This is a genomic window from Salmonella sp. 741265116_PST (assembly GCF_046567715.1).
Classification (GTDB): domain Bacteria; phylum Pseudomonadota; class Gammaproteobacteria; order Enterobacterales; family Enterobacteriaceae; genus Salmonella; species Salmonella enterica.
Genome location: NZ_JBKFPH010000007.1, coordinates 127,646 through 147,217, shown reverse-complemented (window position 1 = coordinate 147,217; position 19,572 = coordinate 127,646). Strand labels below are relative to the sequence as shown.

The 19,572-nt window shown below is 54.9% G+C and carries 23 protein-coding genes and 1 CRISPR repeat array (1 of these 24 running past the window's edge); of the genes, 17 read left to right on the top strand and 6 right to left on the bottom strand.

Annotated features, from left to right (window positions below; translation table 11 throughout):
- Positions 1-990: direct repeats of the CRISPR family, unit length 29 nt; unit sequence GTGTTCCCCGCGCCAGCGGGGATAAACCG (it extends 625 nt beyond the left edge of the window).
- Between the two features lie 14 nt (positions 991-1,004).
- Positions 1,005-2,051 carry an aminopeptidase gene (locus ACLD11_RS07470; RefSeq protein WP_000490481.1) on the bottom strand — a complete coding sequence of 349 codons (1,047 nt, stop codon included), beginning with the start codon at positions 2,049-2,051 and terminating at the stop codon, positions 1,005-1,007.
- A 250-nt stretch (positions 2,052-2,301) separates the two neighbouring features.
- Between ACLD11_RS07470 and cysD the strand changes: the two genes are divergently transcribed.
- From cysD to ACLD11_RS07420, 10 genes are all read left to right on the top strand, one after another.
- Positions 2,302-3,210, top strand: coding sequence for a sulfate adenylyltransferase subunit CysD (gene cysD, locus ACLD11_RS07465; RefSeq protein ID WP_079792987.1), 909 nt, complete (start codon positions 2,302-2,304; stop codon positions 3,208-3,210).
- Positions 3,211-3,219: 9 nt separating this feature from the next.
- Positions 3,220-4,659, top strand: coding sequence for a sulfate adenylyltransferase subunit CysN (gene cysN, locus ACLD11_RS07460; protein WP_411014732.1), 1,440 nt, complete (start codon positions 3,220-3,222; stop codon positions 4,657-4,659).
- The gene (cysC, locus tag ACLD11_RS07455) at positions 4,646-5,251 is read left to right on the top strand and encodes an adenylyl-sulfate kinase (RefSeq protein ID WP_183058658.1); all 606 of its coding nucleotides are present in this window, start codon (positions 4,646-4,648) and stop codon (positions 5,249-5,251) included. Before cysN ends, cysC begins: the two co-directional genes overlap by 14 nt.
- Positions 5,252-5,301: 50 nt before the next feature.
- The gene (locus tag ACLD11_RS07450) at positions 5,302-5,625 is read left to right on the top strand and encodes a DUF3561 family protein (protein WP_183058656.1); all 324 of its coding nucleotides are present in this window, start codon (positions 5,302-5,304) and stop codon (positions 5,623-5,625) included.
- Positions 5,626-5,815: 190 nt separating this feature from the next.
- Entirely contained in the window at positions 5,816-6,127 is a 312-nt protein-coding gene (gene ftsB, locus ACLD11_RS07445) for a cell division protein FtsB (protein ID WP_000517480.1), read from the top strand.
- An 18-nt stretch (positions 6,128-6,145) separates the two neighbouring features.
- Positions 6,146-6,856, top strand: coding sequence for a 2-C-methyl-D-erythritol 4-phosphate cytidylyltransferase (gene ispD, locus ACLD11_RS07440; RefSeq protein WP_000741653.1), 711 nt, complete (start codon positions 6,146-6,148; stop codon positions 6,854-6,856).
- Complete coding sequence (gene ispF / locus ACLD11_RS07435) at positions 6,856-7,335, top strand: 2-C-methyl-D-erythritol 2,4-cyclodiphosphate synthase (protein WP_001219244.1); 480 nt, start codon at positions 6,856-6,858, stop codon at positions 7,333-7,335. The genes ispD and ispF overlap by 1 nt, the downstream gene beginning before the upstream one ends.
- Complete coding sequence (gene truD / locus ACLD11_RS07430) at positions 7,332-8,381, top strand: tRNA pseudouridine(13) synthase TruD (protein ID WP_000134246.1); 1,050 nt, start codon at positions 7,332-7,334, stop codon at positions 8,379-8,381. Before ispF ends, truD begins: the two co-directional genes overlap by 4 nt.
- Entirely contained in the window at positions 8,362-9,123 is a 762-nt protein-coding gene (surE, locus tag ACLD11_RS07425) for a 5'/3'-nucleotidase SurE (protein WP_001221538.1), read from the top strand. Before truD ends, surE begins: the two co-directional genes overlap by 20 nt.
- Positions 9,117-9,743, top strand: coding sequence for a protein-L-isoaspartate(D-aspartate) O-methyltransferase (locus ACLD11_RS07420; protein WP_000253542.1), 627 nt, complete (start codon positions 9,117-9,119; stop codon positions 9,741-9,743). Before surE ends, ACLD11_RS07420 begins: the two co-directional genes overlap by 7 nt.
- A gap of 138 nt (positions 9,744-9,881) precedes the next feature.
- On the opposite strand, the gene ACLD11_RS07415 is transcribed toward ACLD11_RS07420, so the two are convergent.
- Positions 9,882-10,040, bottom strand: coding sequence for a peptidase (locus tag ACLD11_RS07415; RefSeq protein ID WP_223148970.1), 159 nt, complete (start codon positions 10,038-10,040; stop codon positions 9,882-9,884).
- On the opposite strand from ACLD11_RS07415, the gene nlpD reads away from it, so the two are divergent.
- Positions 9,970-11,052, top strand: a complete 1,083-nt coding sequence (gene nlpD / locus ACLD11_RS07410; protein WP_411011745.1) for a murein hydrolase activator NlpD — start codon at positions 9,970-9,972, stop codon at positions 11,050-11,052. The two genes, ACLD11_RS07415 and nlpD, sit on opposite strands and share 71 nt — an antisense overlap.
- A 62-nt stretch (positions 11,053-11,114) precedes the next feature.
- Positions 11,115-12,107, top strand: coding sequence for an RNA polymerase sigma factor RpoS (rpoS, locus tag ACLD11_RS07405; protein ID WP_000081498.1), 993 nt, complete (start codon positions 11,115-11,117; stop codon positions 12,105-12,107).
- A 44-nt stretch (positions 12,108-12,151) separates the two neighbouring features.
- Here the strand turns inward: rpoS and ACLD11_RS07400 are convergent, their stop codons facing one another.
- From ACLD11_RS07400 to ACLD11_RS07390, 3 genes are read right to left on the bottom strand one after another with little or no spacing between them, the layout of a single operon-like run.
- A complete protein-coding gene (locus ACLD11_RS07400) occupies positions 12,152-12,388 on the bottom strand; it encodes a non-oxidative hydroxyarylic acid decarboxylases subunit D (protein ID WP_000562964.1) in 237 nt (78 codons plus the stop codon).
- Between the two features lie 10 nt (positions 12,389-12,398).
- Positions 12,399-13,826, bottom strand: coding sequence for a non-oxidative hydroxyarylic acid decarboxylases subunit C (locus ACLD11_RS07395; protein ID WP_000863168.1), 1,428 nt, complete (start codon positions 13,824-13,826; stop codon positions 12,399-12,401).
- Positions 13,826-14,419 (bottom strand): non-oxidative hydroxyarylic acid decarboxylases subunit B, encoded by a 594-nt coding sequence (locus ACLD11_RS07390; protein ID WP_001237180.1) that lies wholly within the window; start codon positions 14,417-14,419, stop codon positions 13,826-13,828. Before ACLD11_RS07390 ends, ACLD11_RS07395 begins: the two co-directional genes overlap by 1 nt.
- Before the next feature lie 170 nt (positions 14,420-14,589).
- Here ACLD11_RS07390 and ACLD11_RS07385 point away from each other — a divergent pair, with 170 nt between their 5' ends.
- Positions 14,590-14,994 carry a MarR family winged helix-turn-helix transcriptional regulator gene (locus tag ACLD11_RS07385; protein WP_000423338.1) on the top strand — a complete coding sequence of 135 codons (405 nt, stop codon included), beginning with the start codon at positions 14,590-14,592 and terminating at the stop codon, positions 14,992-14,994.
- An 18-nt stretch (positions 14,995-15,012) separates the two neighbouring features.
- Here ACLD11_RS07385 and ygbI read toward each other — a convergent pair whose 3' ends face one another.
- Positions 15,013-15,777: a DNA-binding transcriptional repressor YgbI gene (gene ygbI / locus ACLD11_RS07380; protein ID WP_411011713.1), complete on the bottom strand. Its 765-nt coding sequence runs from the start codon at positions 15,775-15,777 to the stop codon at positions 15,013-15,015.
- Positions 15,778-15,973: 196 nt separating this feature from the next.
- Here ygbI and ltnD point away from each other — a divergent pair, with 196 nt between their 5' ends.
- From ltnD to ACLD11_RS07360, 4 genes are read left to right on the top strand one after another with little or no spacing between them, the layout of a single operon-like run.
- Positions 15,974-16,897, top strand: a complete 924-nt coding sequence (gene ltnD, locus ACLD11_RS07375; RefSeq protein WP_411014731.1) for an L-threonate dehydrogenase — start codon at positions 15,974-15,976, stop codon at positions 16,895-16,897.
- A complete protein-coding gene (gene otnK, locus ACLD11_RS07370) occupies positions 16,891-18,153 on the top strand; it encodes a 3-oxo-tetronate kinase (protein WP_411014730.1) in 1,263 nt (420 codons plus the stop codon). Before ltnD ends, otnK begins: the two co-directional genes overlap by 7 nt.
- On the top strand, positions 18,150-18,788 hold the full coding sequence (locus ACLD11_RS07365) for an aldolase (RefSeq protein WP_392480676.1): 639 nt from the start codon (positions 18,150-18,152) through the stop codon (positions 18,786-18,788). Before otnK ends, ACLD11_RS07365 begins: the two co-directional genes overlap by 4 nt.
- A gap of 4 nt (positions 18,789-18,792) precedes the next feature.
- Positions 18,793-19,569: an HPr family phosphocarrier protein gene (locus tag ACLD11_RS07360; RefSeq protein ID WP_079944910.1), complete on the top strand. Its 777-nt coding sequence runs from the start codon at positions 18,793-18,795 to the stop codon at positions 19,567-19,569.
- The last annotated feature ends 3 nt before the right edge of the window (positions 19,570-19,572 follow it).

Below are 19,572 nucleotides of genomic sequence, written 5' to 3'. Positions count from 1 at the left end.
GCGGGGATAAACCGGAGAAATGTCAGTGCCAACAGTGAAGCCGTCCGTGTTCCCCGCGCCAGCGGGGATAAACCGCGCTGGCGCAACGAGGCCTACCGGTACGACAGGTGTTCCCCGCGCCAGCGGGGATAAACCGCCGTTGTAGAAGTCAAGAAGATGGAAAACCGCGTGTTCCCCGCGCCAGCGGGGATAAACCGGGGTGCGCACTACTGAATACAAAATTAAAAAGGTGTTCCCCGCGCCAGCGGGGATAAACCGGCGTGCGCCGGGATATTGCGCCGCGCCGAGAAGTGTTCCCCGCGCCAGCGGGGATAAACCGCGTTCCGCGTTGCTATGCAGATCGCGCAGCGTGTGTTCCCCGCGCCAGCGGGGATAAACCGGTGTATCAGATTTGAAGGGCAACATTTACGAAGTGTTCCCCGCGCCAGCGGGGATAAACCGGAAATTGTCTTTTATATCCTGTCCCGCCTGCCGTGTTCCCCGCGCCAGCGGGGATAAACCGAGCAGCAATAACTTTAGTCCGGTTAACCTGGTGTGTTCCCCGCGCCAGCGGGGATAAACCGTTGGCTGTAGTGTTACAACGCTAGAGGAAGCCGTGTTCCCCGCGCCAGCGGGGATAAACCGCCAGCTTGATCAAGTCCGCGAGTCTATCAGTAGTGTTCCCCGCGCCAGCGGGGATAAACCGTAATACTACAGGTTCCGGGGATGCAATTATGTGTGTTCCCCGCGCCAGCGGGGATAAACCGGTGATCCGCGCCTACGATGCGCTGGTGACACAGTGTTCCCCGCGCCAGCGGGGATAAACCGGAAACCAGTCTGATCGAACTCGGCGTAACGCTGTGTTCCCCGCGCCAGCGGGGATAAACCGTGTCATATTCTGGCAATTCTTACGAAAATTATGTGTTCCCCGCGCCAGCGGGGATAAACCGGTAGCCTTCAGACACTTTAGCCAGGTTCCCTAGTGTTCCCCGCGCCAGCGGGGATAAACACGTTTCCCCAGCATATCAGGACGTTTTTTCCGCCTTCGCCAGCTCTTTTACCAACGGCAGCATTATCCGCACTACATCGCGGCTACGGCGCTCAATCCGCCCTGGCAGCGCCTTGTCAATATGCTGTTGATTATCAAGCCGTACGTCGTGCCAGCTATTGCCGTTCGGGAAGGAGGCATTTTTCACGCGTTGCTGGTATCCGTCTTTTTTACCCAGATTCCAGTTCGTCGCCTCAACAGAAAGCACCGATATTCCCGCTTTATCGAAAACCTCCGCATCGTTACAGCAACCCGTTCCTTTGGGGTAGGATGGATTGCGTCCCGGATTGGTGTTGGCGGCGATACCATAACGGCGCGCAATCGCTAATGCCCGATCGCGGGTCAGTGTACGCACCGCTTCAGGCGTATTTTTCCCGCTATTAAAATAGAGCTTGTCGCCAACAATCAGGTTATCGAGATTAATGACAAGCAGCGTATTTTTCTTCTCAGCGTCACTCATTCGTTTGAGTAAATTTTCTGCGCCTAGCTTTCCCTCTTCTTCCCCGCTGGTGGCGATAAAACGAATCCCATAATGGGTCGGTATATCTTTCAGACGCGCCGCCAGTTCCAGCATAACGCCTAATCCCGCGGCATTATCATCCATTCCCTGTAACGTTAAACCGCCCAGATTGGCATCAACATCAGCGTCGCTCTGCGGAGCGTACGTATCCAGATGCGCCATAATGATGATCTGTTGCGGCACGCGCCCTTCATGGGCAGCGATGACCGTGCTGCCCGTCACGTTATGCCAGTTTTTGCGATTATCCTTCGTGGTATAAATAAATCGGCTATTAAACGTTCGAATATCGCTTTGGTATCCCATCTGGGTAAATTGTTGGCGTAAATAATCGGCAGATAACATCTCGGCGGGGGAGCCCGTCATTCTCCCGGGAAAAAAGGTGGCGATATGTCGCGCCTGAGTATTCGCTATTTCACCAGGCCCTGGTGATGCTGCTTGTGCAGGAAGGATAAAGCCTACGCCGAGCGCCAGAATGACGGCAAAGCGGCGCGTTGCGGAAAACATAATGAGTCCTTAAATACAGAACAAAATTTTACGTGGCTAGTATGAAACCGCGATCGTGTTAATACAATTTCATTTGCTCCTAAATGCTGGCAATCCGGTACGTTAAGCATTTTTTGATATTGGTTTTTGGGCCGCGTTATTCCTTTGAGGAACTACTCATTCCAATTCGTCATTTCATTCACTCTCCTGCGCTCCCTATAGTCGTGTAATCGAAATGTTTAGCAAAAAACGGTATTGCAAAGGAACGGTTATGGATCAAAAACGACTCACCCACCTGCGGCAACTGGAGGCGGAAAGTATCCACATTATCCGTGAAGTGGCAGCGGAATTCGCTAATCCGGTCATGCTGTACTCCATTGGTAAAGACTCCAGCGTCATGCTGCATCTGGCACGTAAGGCGTTTTATCCGGGTACGTTACCGTTCCCGCTATTGCACGTTGATACCGGTTGGAAATTCCGTGAGATGTACGCCTTTCGCGATCGTACCGCCAACGCATACGGCTGCGAATTGCTGGTACATAAAAATCCGGAAGGCGTGGCGATGGGCATCAATCCGTTCGTTCACGGTAGCGCTAAACACACCGATATTATGAAAACCGAAGGGTTAAAGCAGGCGCTGAATAAGTACGGTTTTGATGCCGCGTTCGGCGGCGCACGGCGCGATGAGGAAAAATCCCGCGCGAAAGAACGTATTTACTCCTTTCGTGACCGTTTCCATCGCTGGGACCCGAAAAATCAGCGGCCAGAGTTGTGGCGTAACTATAACGGTCAGATTAATAAAGGCGAAAGTATACGCGTCTTCCCACTCTCCAACTGGACAGAGCAGGATATCTGGCAATACATCTGGCTGGAAAACATCGACATCGTGCCGCTGTACCTGGCTGCTGAACGCCCGGTTCTGGAACGTGACGGCATGTTGATAATGGTGGATGACGATCGTATCGATCTCCAGCCTGGCGAAGTCATCAAAAAAAGGATGGTGCGCTTCCGTACACTTGGCTGTTGGCCGCTCACCGGGGCGGTGGAATCCCACGCGCAAACGCTGCCGGAAATTATCGAAGAGATGCTGGTTTCTACCACCAGCGAGCGCCAGGGGAGGATGATTGACCGCGATCAGGCGGGGTCGATGGAGCTTAAAAAACGTCAGGGGTATTTCTAAGGAGCCGCCATGAACACCATACTTGCACAACAAATCGCCAATGAAGGCGGCGTCGAAGCCTGGATGATGGCCCAACAACACAAAAGCCTGCTGCGTTTTTTAACCTGTGGCAGCGTTGATGACGGTAAAAGTACGCTGATAGGTCGTTTGCTGCACGATACCCTGCAAATTTATGAAGATCAGCTCTCTTCTCTGCATAATGACAGTAAACGTCATGGCACGCAGGGAGAAAAACTCGATCTGGCGCTGCTGGTAGATGGGCTGCAGGCCGAGCGTGAGCAGGGCATTACTATTGACGTCGCGTACCGCTATTTCTCCACTGAAAAACGAAAATTTATTATCGCCGACACGCCGGGCCATGAACAATATACCCGTAATATGGCGACCGGAGCGTCCACCTGCGATCTGGCGATCCTATTGATCGACGCGCGTAAAGGCGTGCTGGATCAGACGCGTCGCCATAGCTTTATCTCCACTCTGTTGGGGATCAAACACCTGGTGGTGGCAATCAACAAAATGGATCTCGTTGACTACCGCGAAGAGACCTTCGCCCGTATTCGCGAAGATTACCTGACCTTTGCTGAACAGTTGCCGGGCGATCTGGACATTCGCTTTGTCCCGCTTTCGGCGCTGGAAGGGGATAATGTCGCCGCGCAGAGCGCGAACATGCGCTGGTACAGCGGTCCGACGCTGCTGGAAGTCCTGGAAACGGTAGACATACAGCGTGCGGTAGACCGGCAGCCGATGCGCTTTCCGGTACAATACGTCAATCGCCCGAATCTTGATTTTCGGGGGTATGCCGGCACTCTGGCGTCTGGTAGCGTCAAAGTCGGAGAGCGCATTAAAGTGCTGCCGTCCGGCGTGGAATCCAGCGTGGCGCGTATCGTCACTTTTGATGGCGATAAAGAAGAAGCCTGTGCGGGCGAAGCCATTACCCTGGTACTCAACGACGACATTGATATTAGCCGCGGTGATCTGCTGCTGGCGGCAAACGAGACGCTGGTACCTGCACGGCACGCCGCGATCGATGTGGTATGGATGGCGGAACAGCCGCTGGCGCCGGGCCAAAGCTACGACGTTAAACTTGCGGGTAAGAAAACCCGCGCGCGTATCGAGGCTATTCGCTATCAGATTGATATCAACAATCTGACCCAACGAGACGTCGAGAGCCTGCCGTTAAACGGTATTGGTCTGGTGGAGATGACATTCGATGAGCCGCTCGCGCTGGATATTTATCAGCAAAATCCGGTGACGGGCGGGCTGATTTTTATCGACCGACTTTCTAACGTCACCGTCGGCGCTGGCATGGTGCGGGTACTGGACGAACGCGGAGCGACGCCGCCCGTGGAATACAGTGCGTTTGAGCTGGAGCTGAATGCGCTGGTACGCCGTCATTTTCCGCACTGGGACGCCCGCGATTTGCTGGGAGATAAACATGGCGCTGCATGATGAGAACGTGGTCTGGCACTCTCATCCCGTTACTGTCGCCGCCCGTGAACAGCTCCACGGTCACCGTGGCGTGGTGCTGTGGTTTACCGGACTCTCCGGTTCGGGAAAATCAACGGTGGCCGGCGCGCTGGAAGAGGCGTTACATCAGCGTGGCGTCAGTACCTACCTGTTGGATGGCGATAATGTGCGCCACGGTTTGTGCCGTGATTTAGGCTTTAGCGATGCCGATCGCCAGGAAAATATCCGGCGGGTAGGCGAAGTGGCCAGTCTGATGGCGGACGCCGGTCTGATTGTTTTGACGGCATTTATTTCTCCGCACCGCGCCGAGCGGCAACGGGTAAAAGAGCGCGTCGGCCACGATCGTTTTATCGAGATTTATGTCAATACGCCGCTGGCTATCTGTGAACAGCGCGATCCTAAAGGGTTGTATAAAAAAGCGCGCGTGGGCGAGTTGCGTAACTTTACCGGTATCGATGCCATTTACGAAGCGCCTGACTCGCCCCAGGTTCATCTTAATGGTGAACAATTAGTAACAAATTTGGTTTCCCAATTATTAGACCTGCTGAGACGGCGCGATATTATCAGATCCTGAGACACCACCGGGCTTGTATGCCCGGTATGGTCAAGGTTACAGGATTTAATATGCGTAATAGCCATAACATTACTTTCACAAGGTCAGACGCCTTCATGGTCGACGATGACGCCACCAGTGCATTTCCGGGGGCGGTGGTCGGCTTTGTGTCATGGCTGCTGGCGTTGGGGATCCCTTTTCTGCTTTATGGCCCTAACACGCTGTTTTTTTTCCTCTATACCTGGCCCTTTTTCCTCGCGTTAATGCCGGTATCGGTGATTATCGGTATTGCGTTGCATCTGCTGGTAAAGGGCAAAATACTTTTTAGCATTATGTTTACTCTACTGGCGGTAGGTGCGCTGTTCGGCGTGTTATTTATATGGCTACTAGGGTAGGTGGGTTATCACTGCGCCTCCGGTCATAATTCAAACCGTAACCAACAATGAGATTATGTTCTCCTTACTCGGGTATACGTAACATCCGGCAAATGTGGTACATTTGCCGGCGTTGTCGCGGCAATCCCGTCCTGAATGTGGCGTCACAGAGGACGTTATGGGATGATGATGCCGTTTTTCAGGGGGCAGGATGGGTAAACTAACGCTGCTGTTGCTGGCTTTACTGGTCTGGCTACAGTACTCGCTGTGGTTCGGTAAGAACGGCATACATGACTATAGCCGCGTCAACGATGATGTGGTCGCGCAGCAGGCGACAAACGCCAAACTTAAAGCGCGTAACGATCAGCTTTTTGCCGAAATTGACGATCTCAATGGCGGCCAGGAAGCGATAGAGGAGCGCGCGCGCAATGAACTTAGCATGACGAAACCTGGCGAAACCTTCTATCGTCTGGTGCCTGACGCCTCAAAACGCGCGGCAACGGCGGGGCAAACTCATCGATAAACCATCCAGGGATTTAACATGGCAGCCACTTTATTGGACGTTTGCGCCGTGGTGCCGGCGGCCGGATTTGGCCGCCGAATGCAAACAGAATGTCCTAAGCAGTATCTCTCAATCGGTAATAAAACCATTCTGGAGCACTCAGTTCATGCGCTGCTGGCGCATCCTCGGGTGACACGTGTTGTTATTGCTATCAGCCCTGGCGATCATCGCTTTGCCCAACTTCCGCTGGCGAATCATCCGCAAATCACCGTTGTGGATGGCGGCAACGAACGCGCTGATTCCGTTTTGGCCGGGTTACAGGCCGTTGCAAAGGCGCAGTGGGTGCTGGTGCACGACGCGGCAAGACCCTGTTTGCATCAGGATGACCTTGCGCGGTTGCTGACCATCAGCGAAAACAGCCGGGTCGGCGGTATCCTCGCCAGTCCGGTGCGCGACACCATGAAACGCGGCGAACCAGGGAAAAACGCTATTGCCCATACCGTAGAGCGCGCCGATTTATGGCACGCGCTCACCCCGCAGTTTTTCCCCCGCGAACTCTTGCACGATTGTCTGACGCGTGCGCTGAATGAAGGCGCGACCATCACCGACGAAGCGTCAGCGCTGGAGTATTGTGGTTTTCATCCGGCGCTGGTAGAAGGTCGCGCGGATAACATCAAGGTCACCCGTCCGGAAGATCTGGCGCTGGCGGAATTTTATCTGACCCGAACCATCCACCAGGAGAAAGCATAATGCGAATTGGACACGGTTTTGACGTACACGCGTTTGGCGGAGAAGGGCCGATTATTATTGGCGGCGTGCGTATCCCTTATGAAAAAGGGCTATTGGCGCATTCCGATGGCGATGTGGCGTTACATGCGCTGACCGATGCGCTGCTGGGCGCGGCGGCGCTTGGCGATATCGGCAAGCTCTTCCCGGATACCGATCCGGCATTTAAGGGAGCGGATAGCCGCGAACTGCTGCGTGAAGCCTGGCGTCGTATTCAGGCGAAGGGGTACACCCTCGGCAATGTGGATGTCACCATTATTGCGCAGGCGCCGAAAATGCTGCCGCATATTCCGCAAATGCGCGTCTTTATCGCCGAAGATCTCGGCTGCCATATGGATGACGTTAACGTGAAGGCGACGACGACGGAAAAGCTCGGATTTACCGGACGCGGAGAAGGCATTGCCTGCGAAGCGGTCGCGTTGCTGATGAAGGCGGCGAAATGACAGAGTTTGACAATCTCACCTGGCTGCACGGAAAACCACAAGGTAGCGGCTTGCTGAAAGCGAATCCGGAAGATTTTGTGGTGGTTGAAGATTTAGGTTTTACGCCAGATGGTGAAGGTGAGCACATTCTGCTGCGTATTTTGAAAAACGGTTGCAATACCCGTTTTGTCGCTGACGCGCTGGCGAAATTCCTGAAAATTCACGCTCGCGAAGTGAGCTTTGCCGGGCAAAAAGATAAACACGCCGTTACCGAGCAGTGGCTGTGCGCGCGCGTGCCGGGGAAAGAGATGCCCGATTTCAGCGCCTTTCAGTTGGAAGGTTGTAAAGTGCTGGAATACGCGCGTCACAAGCGTAAGCTGCGTTTAGGCGCGCTGAAAGGCAATGCCTTTACGCTGGTGTTGCGTGAAATAAGCGATCGCCGCGATGTCGAAACACGATTGCAGGCGATTCGCGATGGCGGCGTGCCGAACTATTTTGGCGCACAGCGATTCGGCATTGGCGGCAGCAACTTGCAGGGCGCGCTGCGCTGGGCGCAAAGTAACGCGCCGGTGCGCGATCGCAATAAACGCAGTTTTTGGTTGTCGGCGGCACGTAGCGCGTTGTTTAATCAAATTGTTCACCAGCGGCTGAAGAAACCAGACTTTAATCAAGTTGTTGACGGCGATGCGCTACAATTAGCGGGGCGTGGAAGCTGGTTCGTCGCGACATCTGAAGAACTGCCTGAATTGCAGCGCCGGGTAGACGAAAAAGAGCTGATGATTACAGCGTCGTTGCCGGGCAGCGGAGAGTGGGGAACACAGCGTGCGGCGCTGGCGTTTGAGCAAGATGCCATTGCCCAGGAAACGGTGTTGCAATCGCTGTTGCTGCGCGAAAAAGTAGAGGCGTCGCGCAGAGCGATGCTGCTTTATCCGCAACAATTAAGCTGGAACTGGTGGGATGACGTGACCGTCGAGTTACGTTTCTGGCTGCCCGCAGGCAGTTTTGCCACCAGCGTAGTAAGGGAACTGATCAACACAATGGGTGATTATGCGCATATTGCTGAGTAACGATGACGGGGTTCACGCGCCCGGTATACAAACGCTGGCGAAAGCGCTGCGTGAGTTTGCTGATGTACAGGTCGTAGCCCCGGATCGTAACCGCAGCGGCGCGTCTAATTCCCTCACGCTGGAATCTTCGCTTCGTACTTTTACCTTTGATAATGGCGATATCGCCGTACAGATGGGGACGCCGACCGATTGCGTCTATCTGGGCGTTAATGCCTTAATGCGTCCGCGTCCGGATATTGTCGTTTCCGGTATTAACGCGGGTCCGAATCTGGGCGATGATGTGATCTATTCCGGTACTGTCGCCGCGGCGATGGAAGGTCGTCATCTCGGCTTTCCGGCATTAGCGGTCTCCCTTAACGGCTATCAGCATTATGATACGGCTGCAGCCGTGACTTGCGCGCTTTTGCGAGGGTTAAGCCGGGAGCCGTTGCGTACCGGGCGTATTCTCAACGTGAATGTCCCGGATCTACCGTTAGCGCAGGTTAAAGGCATCCGCGTGACTCGCTGCGGTAGCCGCCATCCAGCGGATAAAGTGATCCCGCAGGAAGATCCGCGCGGTAATACATTGTACTGGATTGGCCCGCCGGGCGATAAATACGATGCCGGGCCGGATACCGATTTCGCGGCGGTGGATGAAGGCTACGTCTCCGTCACGCCGTTGCATGTGGATTTAACCGCGCACAGCGCGCATGATGTGGTTTCAGACTGGTTAGACAGCGTGGGAGTTGGCACGCAATGGTAAGTGGACGTGTACAGGCTCTTCTTGAACAATTGCGCGCGCAGGGCATCAGAGATGAGCTGGTGCTTAATGCGCTTGCCGCAGTGCCGCGCGAGAAATTTATTGATGAAGCGTTTGAACATAAGGCCTGGGAAAATATCGCTTTGCCGATAGGCCAGGGTCAGACGATTTCGCAGCCCTATATGGTGGCGCGAATGACGGAACTGCTCGAACTGACGCCGCAATCCAGGGTGCTGGAAATTGGCACCGGTTCCGGCTATCAGACGGCGATTCTGGCGCATCTGGTGCATCACGTTTGCTCCGTTGAGCGGATTAAGGGGCTGCAATGGCAGGCGCGCCGCCGCCTGAAGCAGCTCGATTTACATAATGTTTCTACCCGTCATGGCGATGGCTGGCAAGGCTGGCAGGCGCGTGCGCCGTTTGACGCTATCATTGTGACGGCCGCGCCGCCGGAAATTCCTACCGCGCTCATGGCACAGTTGGATGAAGGCGGCATTCTTGTTCTGCCCGTGGGCGATGAGCAGCAGTTTTTGAAACGCGTGCGTCGCCGGGGCGGCGAATTTATTATCGATACCGTGGAGGCCGTTCGCTTCGTCCCGTTAGTCAAGGGAGAGCTGGCCTAGTTTGCCCTGCAAACACCCACTATTACGCCTGATGAAGCCGAAACGAATACCTGGAGTTTTCCTGGTTATTCCCGGTGGGTTAAGCGTATCGTGAACACATTTTCCCGTGTTCACTTAATGCGTTGCACGGTTCTTACGTCACTGGTTGTTAACCAAATTTTTTCCTGGGGGATAAATGAGCGCGGGAAGCCCAAAATTCACCGTTAGTCGCATTGCGGCACTATCACTGGTTTCACTATGGCTGGCAGGTTGTACCAGTTCGTCAAACCCTCCGGCGCCGGTCACGTCTGTGGACAGTGGTTCGTCATCAAATACCAATTCCGGGATGTTGATCACACCGCCGCCAAAAATGGGCACGACGACGCAACAAACGCCGCAACAAGCGCCGCAAATTCAACCCGTTCAGCGTCCTGTAACGCAGCCCATGCAAACTCAACCGGTCGCGGAACAGCCCGTGCAGATGGAAAATGGGCGAATTGTATACAATCGCCAGTATGGGAATATTCCGAAAGGTAGTTATGCGGGTGGCAGTACTTACACCGTGAAAAAGGGTGATACGCTTTTTTACATCGCCTGGATTACCGGGAACGATTTCCGCGATCTGGCCCAGAGAAACAGTATTTCTGCCCCGTATAGCCTGAATGTAGGGCAAACTTTGCAAGTTGGTAACGCATCCGGTACGCCAATTACTGGCGGAAATGCGATCACCCAGGCGGATGCAGCACAGCAAGGAGTTGTGACCAGGCCTGCACAAAATTCCACCGTTGCAGTTGCGTCTCAACCAACAATTACGTATTCTGAGGGCTCAGGTGAACAAAGTGCTAACAAAATGTTGCCAAATAACAAGCCTGCTGGGACGGTTGTCACAGCGCCTGTAACGGCACCAACGGTAAGCACGACCGAACCAAATGCAAGCAGTACGTCAACCAGCGCGCCGATTTCCGCATGGCGCTGGCCGACGGATGGCAAAGTGATCGAAAACTTTGGCGCTTCCGAAGGGGGCAATAAAGGGATCGACATTGCAGGCAGTAAGGGACAGGCTATCGTCGCAACCGCTAATGGGCGCGTCGTATATGCCGGTAACGCGCTGCGTGGTTACGGTAATCTTATTATCATCAAACATAACGATGATTACCTGAGTGCCTACGCCCATAATGATACGATGCTGGTCCGGGAACAACAGGAAGTTAAGGCGGGGCAAAAAATCGCTACTATGGGTAGCACCGGCACCAGCTCTACACGCTTGCATTTTGAAATTCGTTACAAGGGGAAATCCGTAAACCCGCTGCGTTATTTACCGCAGCGATAAAGCGGCGGAACCAGGCTTTGACTTGCTAGTTCCGTCAAGGGATCACGGGTAGGAGCCACCTTATGAGTCAGAATACGCTGAAAGTTCATGATTTAAATGAAGACGCGGAATTTGATGAGAACGGAGTAGAGGCTTTTGACGAAAAAGCCTTGAGTGAAGAGGAACCCAGTGATAACGACCTGGCTGAAGAAGAGCTGTTATCGCAAGGGGCCACACAGCGTGTGTTGGACGCGACTCAGCTTTACCTTGGTGAGATTGGGTATTCACCACTGTTAACAGCCGAAGAAGAAGTCTATTTTGCGCGTCGCGCACTGCGTGGGGATGTCGCTTCTCGCCGTCGCATGATTGAGAGTAACCTGCGTCTGGTGGTAAAAATTGCCCGCCGTTATGGCAATCGTGGACTGGCGTTGCTGGACCTGATTGAAGAGGGCAACCTGGGGCTTATCCGTGCAGTCGAGAAGTTTGACCCGGAACGCGGGTTCCGCTTCTCAACATACGCAACCTGGTGGATTCGCCAGACAATCGAACGGGCGATTATGAACCAAACCCGTACGATTCGCTTGCCGATTCACATTGTTAAAGAGCTGAACGTCTACCTGCGCACCGCACGTGAGTTGTCGCATAAACTGGACCACGAACCGAGTGCGGAAGAAATTGCAGAGCAACTGGATAAACCGGTTGATGACGTCAGCCGTATGCTTCGTCTCAACGAGCGCATTACCTCGGTAGACACCCCGCTGGGCGGTGATTCCGAAAAAGCGTTGCTGGACATCCTGGCCGATGAAAAAGAGAACGGTCCGGAAGACACCACGCAAGATGACGATATGAAACAGAGCATCGTCAAATGGTTGTTCGAACTGAACGCCAAACAGCGTGAAGTGCTGGCGCGCCGTTTCGGTCTGCTGGGATATGAAGCTGCGACACTGGAAGATGTAGGCCGTGAAATCGGTCTTACGCGTGAACGTGTTCGTCAGATTCAGGTTGAAGGCCTGCGCCGTCTGCGCGAAATTCTGCAGACGCAGGGGCTGAATATCGAAGCGCTGTTCCGCGAGTAAGTACTCTTGTCAAAAAAAAGCCAGTCGACAGACTGGCCTTTTTTTTACCGTTTGTCTTCTGCCAGCAGCGGCGGGATACTCGGCACCATTGGCGCGTCATCAATATCTTTTTGCGTCATGCGAAACGCTTGTGGATAGTGTTCGCGGCTGGTACGGCGTAACGGTTCGGTATCGCGCCAGGTATACAGACAATGCTGACACTGATATACCGTCCAGACTCCTTTTACCGGCGAAGTCGCCATGAGTTCAATATGTGCATCGGCACAGCGTGGACAAATCATCGGTTACTCCTTATTTACGGTTGGCCAGCATGGCGGTCAGCTTTTCAGCCCAGGCTTTAGTTTCCGGTAAATCAACAACCGGCTGGCTATAGTGACCACGGTTATCTGGCGCAACCGGCGTGGTGGCGTCAATGATCAGCTTGTCGGTAATCCCCGCCGGGCTTGAGCCTGGGTCCAGCTCCAGGACGGACATATTCGGTAGCTGTACCAGATCGCCTGCCGGATTCACTTTCGACGACAACGCCCACATCACCTGTGGCAGATTGAATGGATCGACATCTTCATCGACCATGATCACCATCTTCACATATCCCAGACCGTGCGGCGTCGTCATCGCTCGCAGGCCCACCGCACGGGCAAAGCCGCCGTAGCGTTTTTTGGTCGAGATGATGGCCAGCAGGCCGTGGGTGTACATGGCGTTTACCGCCTGCACTTCCGGAAATTCGGCTTTCAACTGTTGATACAGTGGTACGCAGGTCGCCGGCCCCATCAGGTAGTCGATTTCCGTCCACGGCATACCTAAATAGAGCGATTCAAAAATGGGTTTGCTGCGGTAAGAGACCTTATCGATACGCACCACGGTCATGTTGCGACCGCCGGAATAGTGGCCGGTAAATTCGCCGAACGGTCCTTCAATTTCACGTTTACGGCTTTCGATGACCCCTTCAAGAATGACTTCAGATCCCCACGGTACATCAAAACCGGTCAGCGGCGCGGTGGCGATAGGATAGGGGCTTTCACGCAGCGCGCCTGCCATTTCATACTCTGACTGATCGTATTTCAGCGGCGTTGCGCCCATCAGGGTAATGATCGGATCGTTACCCAGCGTGATCGCAATCGGCAGATCTTCCCCGCGCTCTTCGGCTTTGTGCAGGTGCAATGCGATATCATGCATCGGCACTGGTTGCAGACCCAGCTTACGCTTGCCTTTAACTTCCATGCGGTAGATGCCGACATTCTGCTTGCCGAAGTTATCGGGATCGAGCGGATCGCGTGATACCACACAGGCTTTATCCAGATAGAATCCGCCGTCGCCGTCGTTCAGACGAAACAGCGGCAGGATATCAAACAGGTTGATTGCGTCGCCGTCGACGGTATTTTCCGCCCAGCCCGGATTCGCCCGTCGTTCCGGCGCTACCGGAAAATTGTCCCAGCGGCGAATAAATTCATCGATCTGTTTTTTAACCGGCGTGTTAGGCGGCAAACCCAGTGAGATGGCATGGTTCTGCCAGGAACCGATGGTATTCATCGCCACGCGGGCGTCGGTAAAACCACGAATATTGTCAAACCACAGCGCGGGCGCGCCATCGCCGATGCGTCCCGTTGCGTTGGCAGCGGCGGCGAGATCCGGCTCCGCATTCACTTCCTCGCTGATTTTCAGCAGTTGTCCCTGCTGATCCAGCGCATGTAAAAAACTGCGCAAATCATCAAATGCCATTATCCATTCTCCTGTGAAAAATTTGCTGCCTGTCGCAGTCCTTGCCAGCGACGCGCGCGCGTATGCTCCAGACCAAACTGGTCGAGAACGCGCGCTACGATGTGCTGGATAATATCGTCAACGGTTTGCGGCAGGTTGTAGAACGCGGGCATGGGCGGCACTATCGCCACCCCCATACGAGAAAGCGCTAGCATGTTTTCCAGATGAATCGTGCTGAGCGGCATTTCCCGCGGCACAAGCACCAGCTTGCGACCCTCTTTCAACACGACATCGGCAGCGCGTCCCACCAGCCCCTCGGCATAGCCGGCGCGAACCCCCGCCAGTGTTTTCATACTGCAAGGGATAATAATCATGCCGTCGGTACGAAATGAGCCGGAGGAAATGGTCGCCGCCTGATCGGCCGGGCTATGACAATAATCTGCCAGGGCGGCTACCTCAGCGGGCGTGTAGGGCGTCTCCAGTTCAATAGTGGTTTTCGCCCACTTTGACATTACCAGATGCGTTTCAACATCAGGTATCGCCCGCAATGCCTGGAGTAGCTCGACGCCAAGCGGCGCGCCGGTCGCACCGGTCATCCCCACAATCAATCTCATTTCTTACCTCAAATATCGTTCGTATACGAACATTTTGATCAAAATACGCCCACACGGCCTTTGCGACAAGATCGCTCCCGACGCCTGCGCACGTTTAGCTAAAGCATTCGTCATTAAAAAACCGTGCATAAGTCGTTATGATAGAAAAAGTTAATTTATCCGGAGCGCTCATGGAGTTACGAAACACCGCGTTTCATCTGTTACGCCAACTTTTTCAGCAACATACCGCACGCTGGCAGCATGAACTACCGGAGCTCACCAAACCTCAATATGCGGTGATGCGCGTTATTGCTGAACATCCGGGTATTGAACAGGTCGATCTGACCGAAGCGGCGGTCAGCACTAAAGCGACGCTGGCGGAGATGTTAAGCCGGATGGAAAATCGTGGGCTGGTGAAGCGAGAAAACGATCCGCTGGATAAACGTCGGCGTTTTGTCTATCTCACCGTTCAGGGCCAAACGTTGCTCGCCGCCGCGATACCACTGGGGGATCGCGTTGACGATGAGTTTTTGGGGCGACTGAGCGCTGAAGAACGCGAACAGTTTACGCAACTGGTACGCAAGATGATGACGTAAGCGGCTTGCGCCGCCTCGCTATTTTTTGGCCATCAGCAGTGAGATATCCACTTTAGCCAGCGCCCGAATTGCGCTTTCCGGCAGGCCGTCATCGGTGACGATTTGGTTGAATTCCGCCAGCGGTAACGCCAGCCATGTAGCGACCTGGCCGTATTTGGTCGCGTCGCACACCAGAATTTTTTGGCGGCTGGCGCTGGCGACGGCCCGTTTCACCGTGACTTTATCTTCTGCCGGCGTTGAAATACCGCGCACGTTCCAGGAAGAGGCGGAAATAAAGGCCTGGTCAATCATCAGCCCGCGCAAAAGCGTCGCCGCGGCTTCACCGACGCACGACCGGTTTTCCCGGCATACCGCCCCGCCAGTGTGAATAATTGTGCAATCGCTATTGTCCATCAGGTAATCGGCGATAACGAAATCATTGGTCACCACCGTAAGTTTATTCATCGTAACCAGCTGCCTGGCAATCGCCAGCGTGGTAGTACCTGCATCAAGGTAGATACAGCTTTCTGGCTGTACCAGGCTGGCGGCCAGTTTGCCAATCGCCGCTTTCTGCGGCGTCGCCAGTTCGGTTTTGATCTGATGCGAGGGTTCGTGCGCCACGCGAGTCGATGATTGCACGCCGCCAGAGACCTGGATTACCGCGCCTTGCTGCTCCAGTTTTTGTAAATCACGGCGGATAGTCATGTGGGATACATGCATGCGCTCGGTCAGTTCAGCGATACTGACGATGCCTTTCTCCGCCACCATATCAAGAATGATTTGTCGACGCTCAGTAGGTATCAACGTCTGCTCCTTTCTTTAGTCCTGTCGCGATTTTACGCGATTTCTCGTCACAGCGTGTGAAGTTCTATGAGGATTGCCTTCACAAAAAATAACACATTTTGTTATTTTTTGTGAAACAACTCACCGCAATTGTTTACAGAAACGCCTATATTCACATAACAAAACATAATATCACGTAAATTAACATGGAGTGATAATGACAACAGGAACTGATTTTCATGTCGGCATTGTGGGGCTTGGCTCAATGGGAATGGGCGCTGCGCGTTCATGCCTGCGCACCGGGCTTTCCACATGGGGGGCCGATCTTAACCCGCAAGCGTGCGCGAATCTTCTCGCTGAAGGGGCTTGTGGGGCTGCCGCCAGCGCCAGGGAGTTCGCCGGCGTCGTGGATGCGTTAGTCATTCTGGTCGTCAATGCCGCCCAGGTCAGACAGGTGTTATTCGGTGAGGATGGCGTCGCCCATCTGATGAAACCCGGAAGCGCGGTGATGGTTTCGTCCACGATCTCAAGCGCCGACGCGCAAGAGATCGCCGTGGCGTTGACGGCATTGAATCTTAACATGCTGGATGCGCCGGTTTCCGGCGGCGCGGTAAAAGCGGCGCAGGGCGAAATGACGGTGATGGCCTCCGGGAGCGAGGCGGCGTTTACCCGCCTGAAGCCTGTGCTGGACGCCGTTGCCAGCAACGTTTATCGCATCAGCGATACGCCGGGCGCAGGCTCAACCGTCAAAATCATTCATCAACTGCTGGCTGGCGTGCATATTGCGGCGGCGGCCGAAGCGATGGCGCTGGCCGCGCGGGCCGGTATTCCTCTGGACGTGATGTATGACGTCGTGACCCATGCCGCCGGAAACTCCTGGATGTTCGAAAACCGTATGCAGCATGTCGTTGACGGCGACTATACCCCGCGTTCGGCCGTCGACATTTTTGTCAAAGATTTGGGGCTGGTTGCCGACACGGCGAAAGCGCTGCGCTTCCCCTTACCGCTGGCCTCTACGGCGTTAAATATGTTCACCAGCGCCAGTAACGCCGGTTATGGCAAAGAGGATGACAGCGCTGTGATCAAAATTTTCTCGGGGATTACTCTGCCTGGCGTCACGCCTGAGGAGCCGTCATGTTAAAAATTGGCGTCATTGCCGACGATTTTACCGGCGCGACCGACATCGCCAGTTTTCTGGTCGAAAACGGGATGCCGACAGTGCAGATCAATGATGTCCCAACCGGGACGCAACCGGAAGGATGCGACGCGGTGGTTATCAGCCTGAAAACCCGCTCATGCCCGGCGCAAGAGGCGATAAAACAATCACTGGCGGCGCTGGTATGGCTGAAAAAACAGGGCTGCCAGCAAGTCTATTTCAAATATTGCTCGACTTTCGATAGTACCGCCGAAGGCAATATCGGCCCGGTCACCGATGCGCTGATGGTGGCGCTGGATACCTCATTTACCGTGATTTCTCCCGCGCTGCCGGTTAACGGACGCACGGTCTATCAGGGCTATCTGTTTGTCATGAACAACTTGCTGGCGGAGTCCGGTATGCGCCACCACCCTATCAATCCGATGACCGACAGCTACCTGCCGCGTCTGATGGAAGCGCAGGCGCAAGGACGCTGCGGCGTTATTCCGGCTCAGACGCTTGATGAAGGCGTTGCCGCGACCCGTGCGGCGCTGTCGCGTTTACAGCAGGAAGGGTATCGCTACGCAGTACTTGACGCGCTCAATGAGCGGCATCTGGAAATCCAGGGCGAGGTTTTGCGTGATGCCCCGTTAGTGACCGGCGGTTCCGGGTTGGCAATGGGGTTGGCGCGTCAGTGGGCGAAGCGCGGCGCGTCTCAGGCCCGTTCCGCAGGCTATCCGCTGAGCGGTCGCGCGGTGGTGCTTTCCGGTTCCTGTTCGCAAATGACGAATCAGCAGGTGGCCTTCTATCGACAACATGCTCCCACACGCGACGTTGACGTGGCGCGCTGCCTGTCATCCGAGACGCGCGGGGCCTACGCTGAAGCGCTGGCGCAGTGGGTGCTCAGTCAGGACAGCGAACTGGCGCCAATGATTAGCGCCACCGCCTCCACGCAGGCGCTGGCCGCCATCCAGCAGCAATATGGCGCTACCGAAGCCAGCCATGCGGTAGAGGCGCTCTTTTCCCTGCTGGCCGCTCGCTTAGCGGAAGGCGGTATCACCCGGTTTATTGTGGCGGGCGGCGAAACCTCGGGCGTGGTGACGCAAAGCCTCGGTATTACCGGTTTTCACATCGGACCGTGCATTTCACCCGGCGTGCCGTGGGTCAACGCGCTCCATGCGCCAGTCTCGCTGGCGCTAAAGTCAGGCAATTTTGGCGATGAATCCTTTTTCATCCGCGCTCAAAGGGAGTTTCAGGTATGACGATACTGGCAAAAGAAGAGCACGCTTTGCGAGAAGAGATGGTCAGGATAGCCGCCTCGTTTTTCCAGCGCGGCTATGCTACCGGCTCGGCAGGCAACCTCTCGCTGTTACTGCCGGACGGCAATATTCTGGCGACGCCCACCGGTTCGTGTCTGGGTAATCTCGACCCGCAGCGGCTATCCAAAGTGGACCCGCAGGGCGAATGGATCAGCGGCGATAAACCGTCTAAAGAGGTGCGTTTTCATCTGGCGTTGTATCGCAATAACCCTTGCTGCAAGGCCGTGGTTCATCTGCACAGCACCTGGTCAACGGCGCTTTCCTGTCTCGAAGGACTGGACCCGCAAAATGTGATTCGCCCGTTTACCCCCTATGTGGTGATGCGGATGGGGGATATTCCGCTGGTTCCCTACTATCGCCCGGGGGATGACCGAATTGCCCGCGATTTGGCTGCGCTGGCGGCCCGGCATCAGGCCTTTTTACTGGCTAATCATGGGCCGGTCGTGTGCGGGGAGAATTTGCAGGAAGCCGCTAATAATACCGAGGAGCTGGAAGAGACGGCAAAGCTGATTTTTATCCTTGGCGAACGCCCGATTCGTTATTTAACCACCGAAGAAATTGCGCAGTTAAGGAGATAACCCGATGCCGCGTTTTGCCGCCAATTTGTCGATGATGTTTACCGAAGTGCCGTTTATCGAGCGTTTTGCCGCCGCTGCCGAAGCCGGTTTTCAGGCCGTTGAGTTTCTGTTCCCCTACGGCTTTGCCGCCAGCGAGATTAAAGCCCAGCTATCGCGTCATGATCTGACGCTGGCGCTGTTTAATACTTCGGCGGGCGATGCCGCGGCGGGCGAGTGGGGACGTGCCGCGCTACCGGGGCGCGAACACGACGCGCGCGCCGATATCGATCTGGCTCTGGAATACGCTCTGGCGCTGGAATGTGAGCAGGTTCACATCATGGCGGGCGTAGTACCGGATGGCGCTGATGGCGCACGTTATCGCGCCACGTTTATCGATAATTTGCGTTATGCCGCCGACCGGTTTGCCGCCCACGATAAACGTATTTTGATCGAAGCGCTGAGTCCTGGCGTTAAACCCGGCTACCTCTTTTCCAGCCAATATCAGGCGCTGGGCATCGCAGAAGAGGTTGACCGCCCGAATGTGTTCATCCAGCTCGACACTTTCCATGCGCAAAAAGTGGATGGCAATTTGAGTCACCTGATTCGCGAGTACGCGGGCCGCTATGCCCATGTACAAATCGCCTCGCTACCGGACAGACATGAACCGGATGATGGCGAGATCAACTACCCGTGGCTGTTCCGGCTGTTCGATGACGTAGGTTATCGCGGCTGGATAGGCTGCGAATACCAACCACGGAATACCACTCAGGACGGGCTTGGCTGGTTTAACGCCTGGCGCTAACCC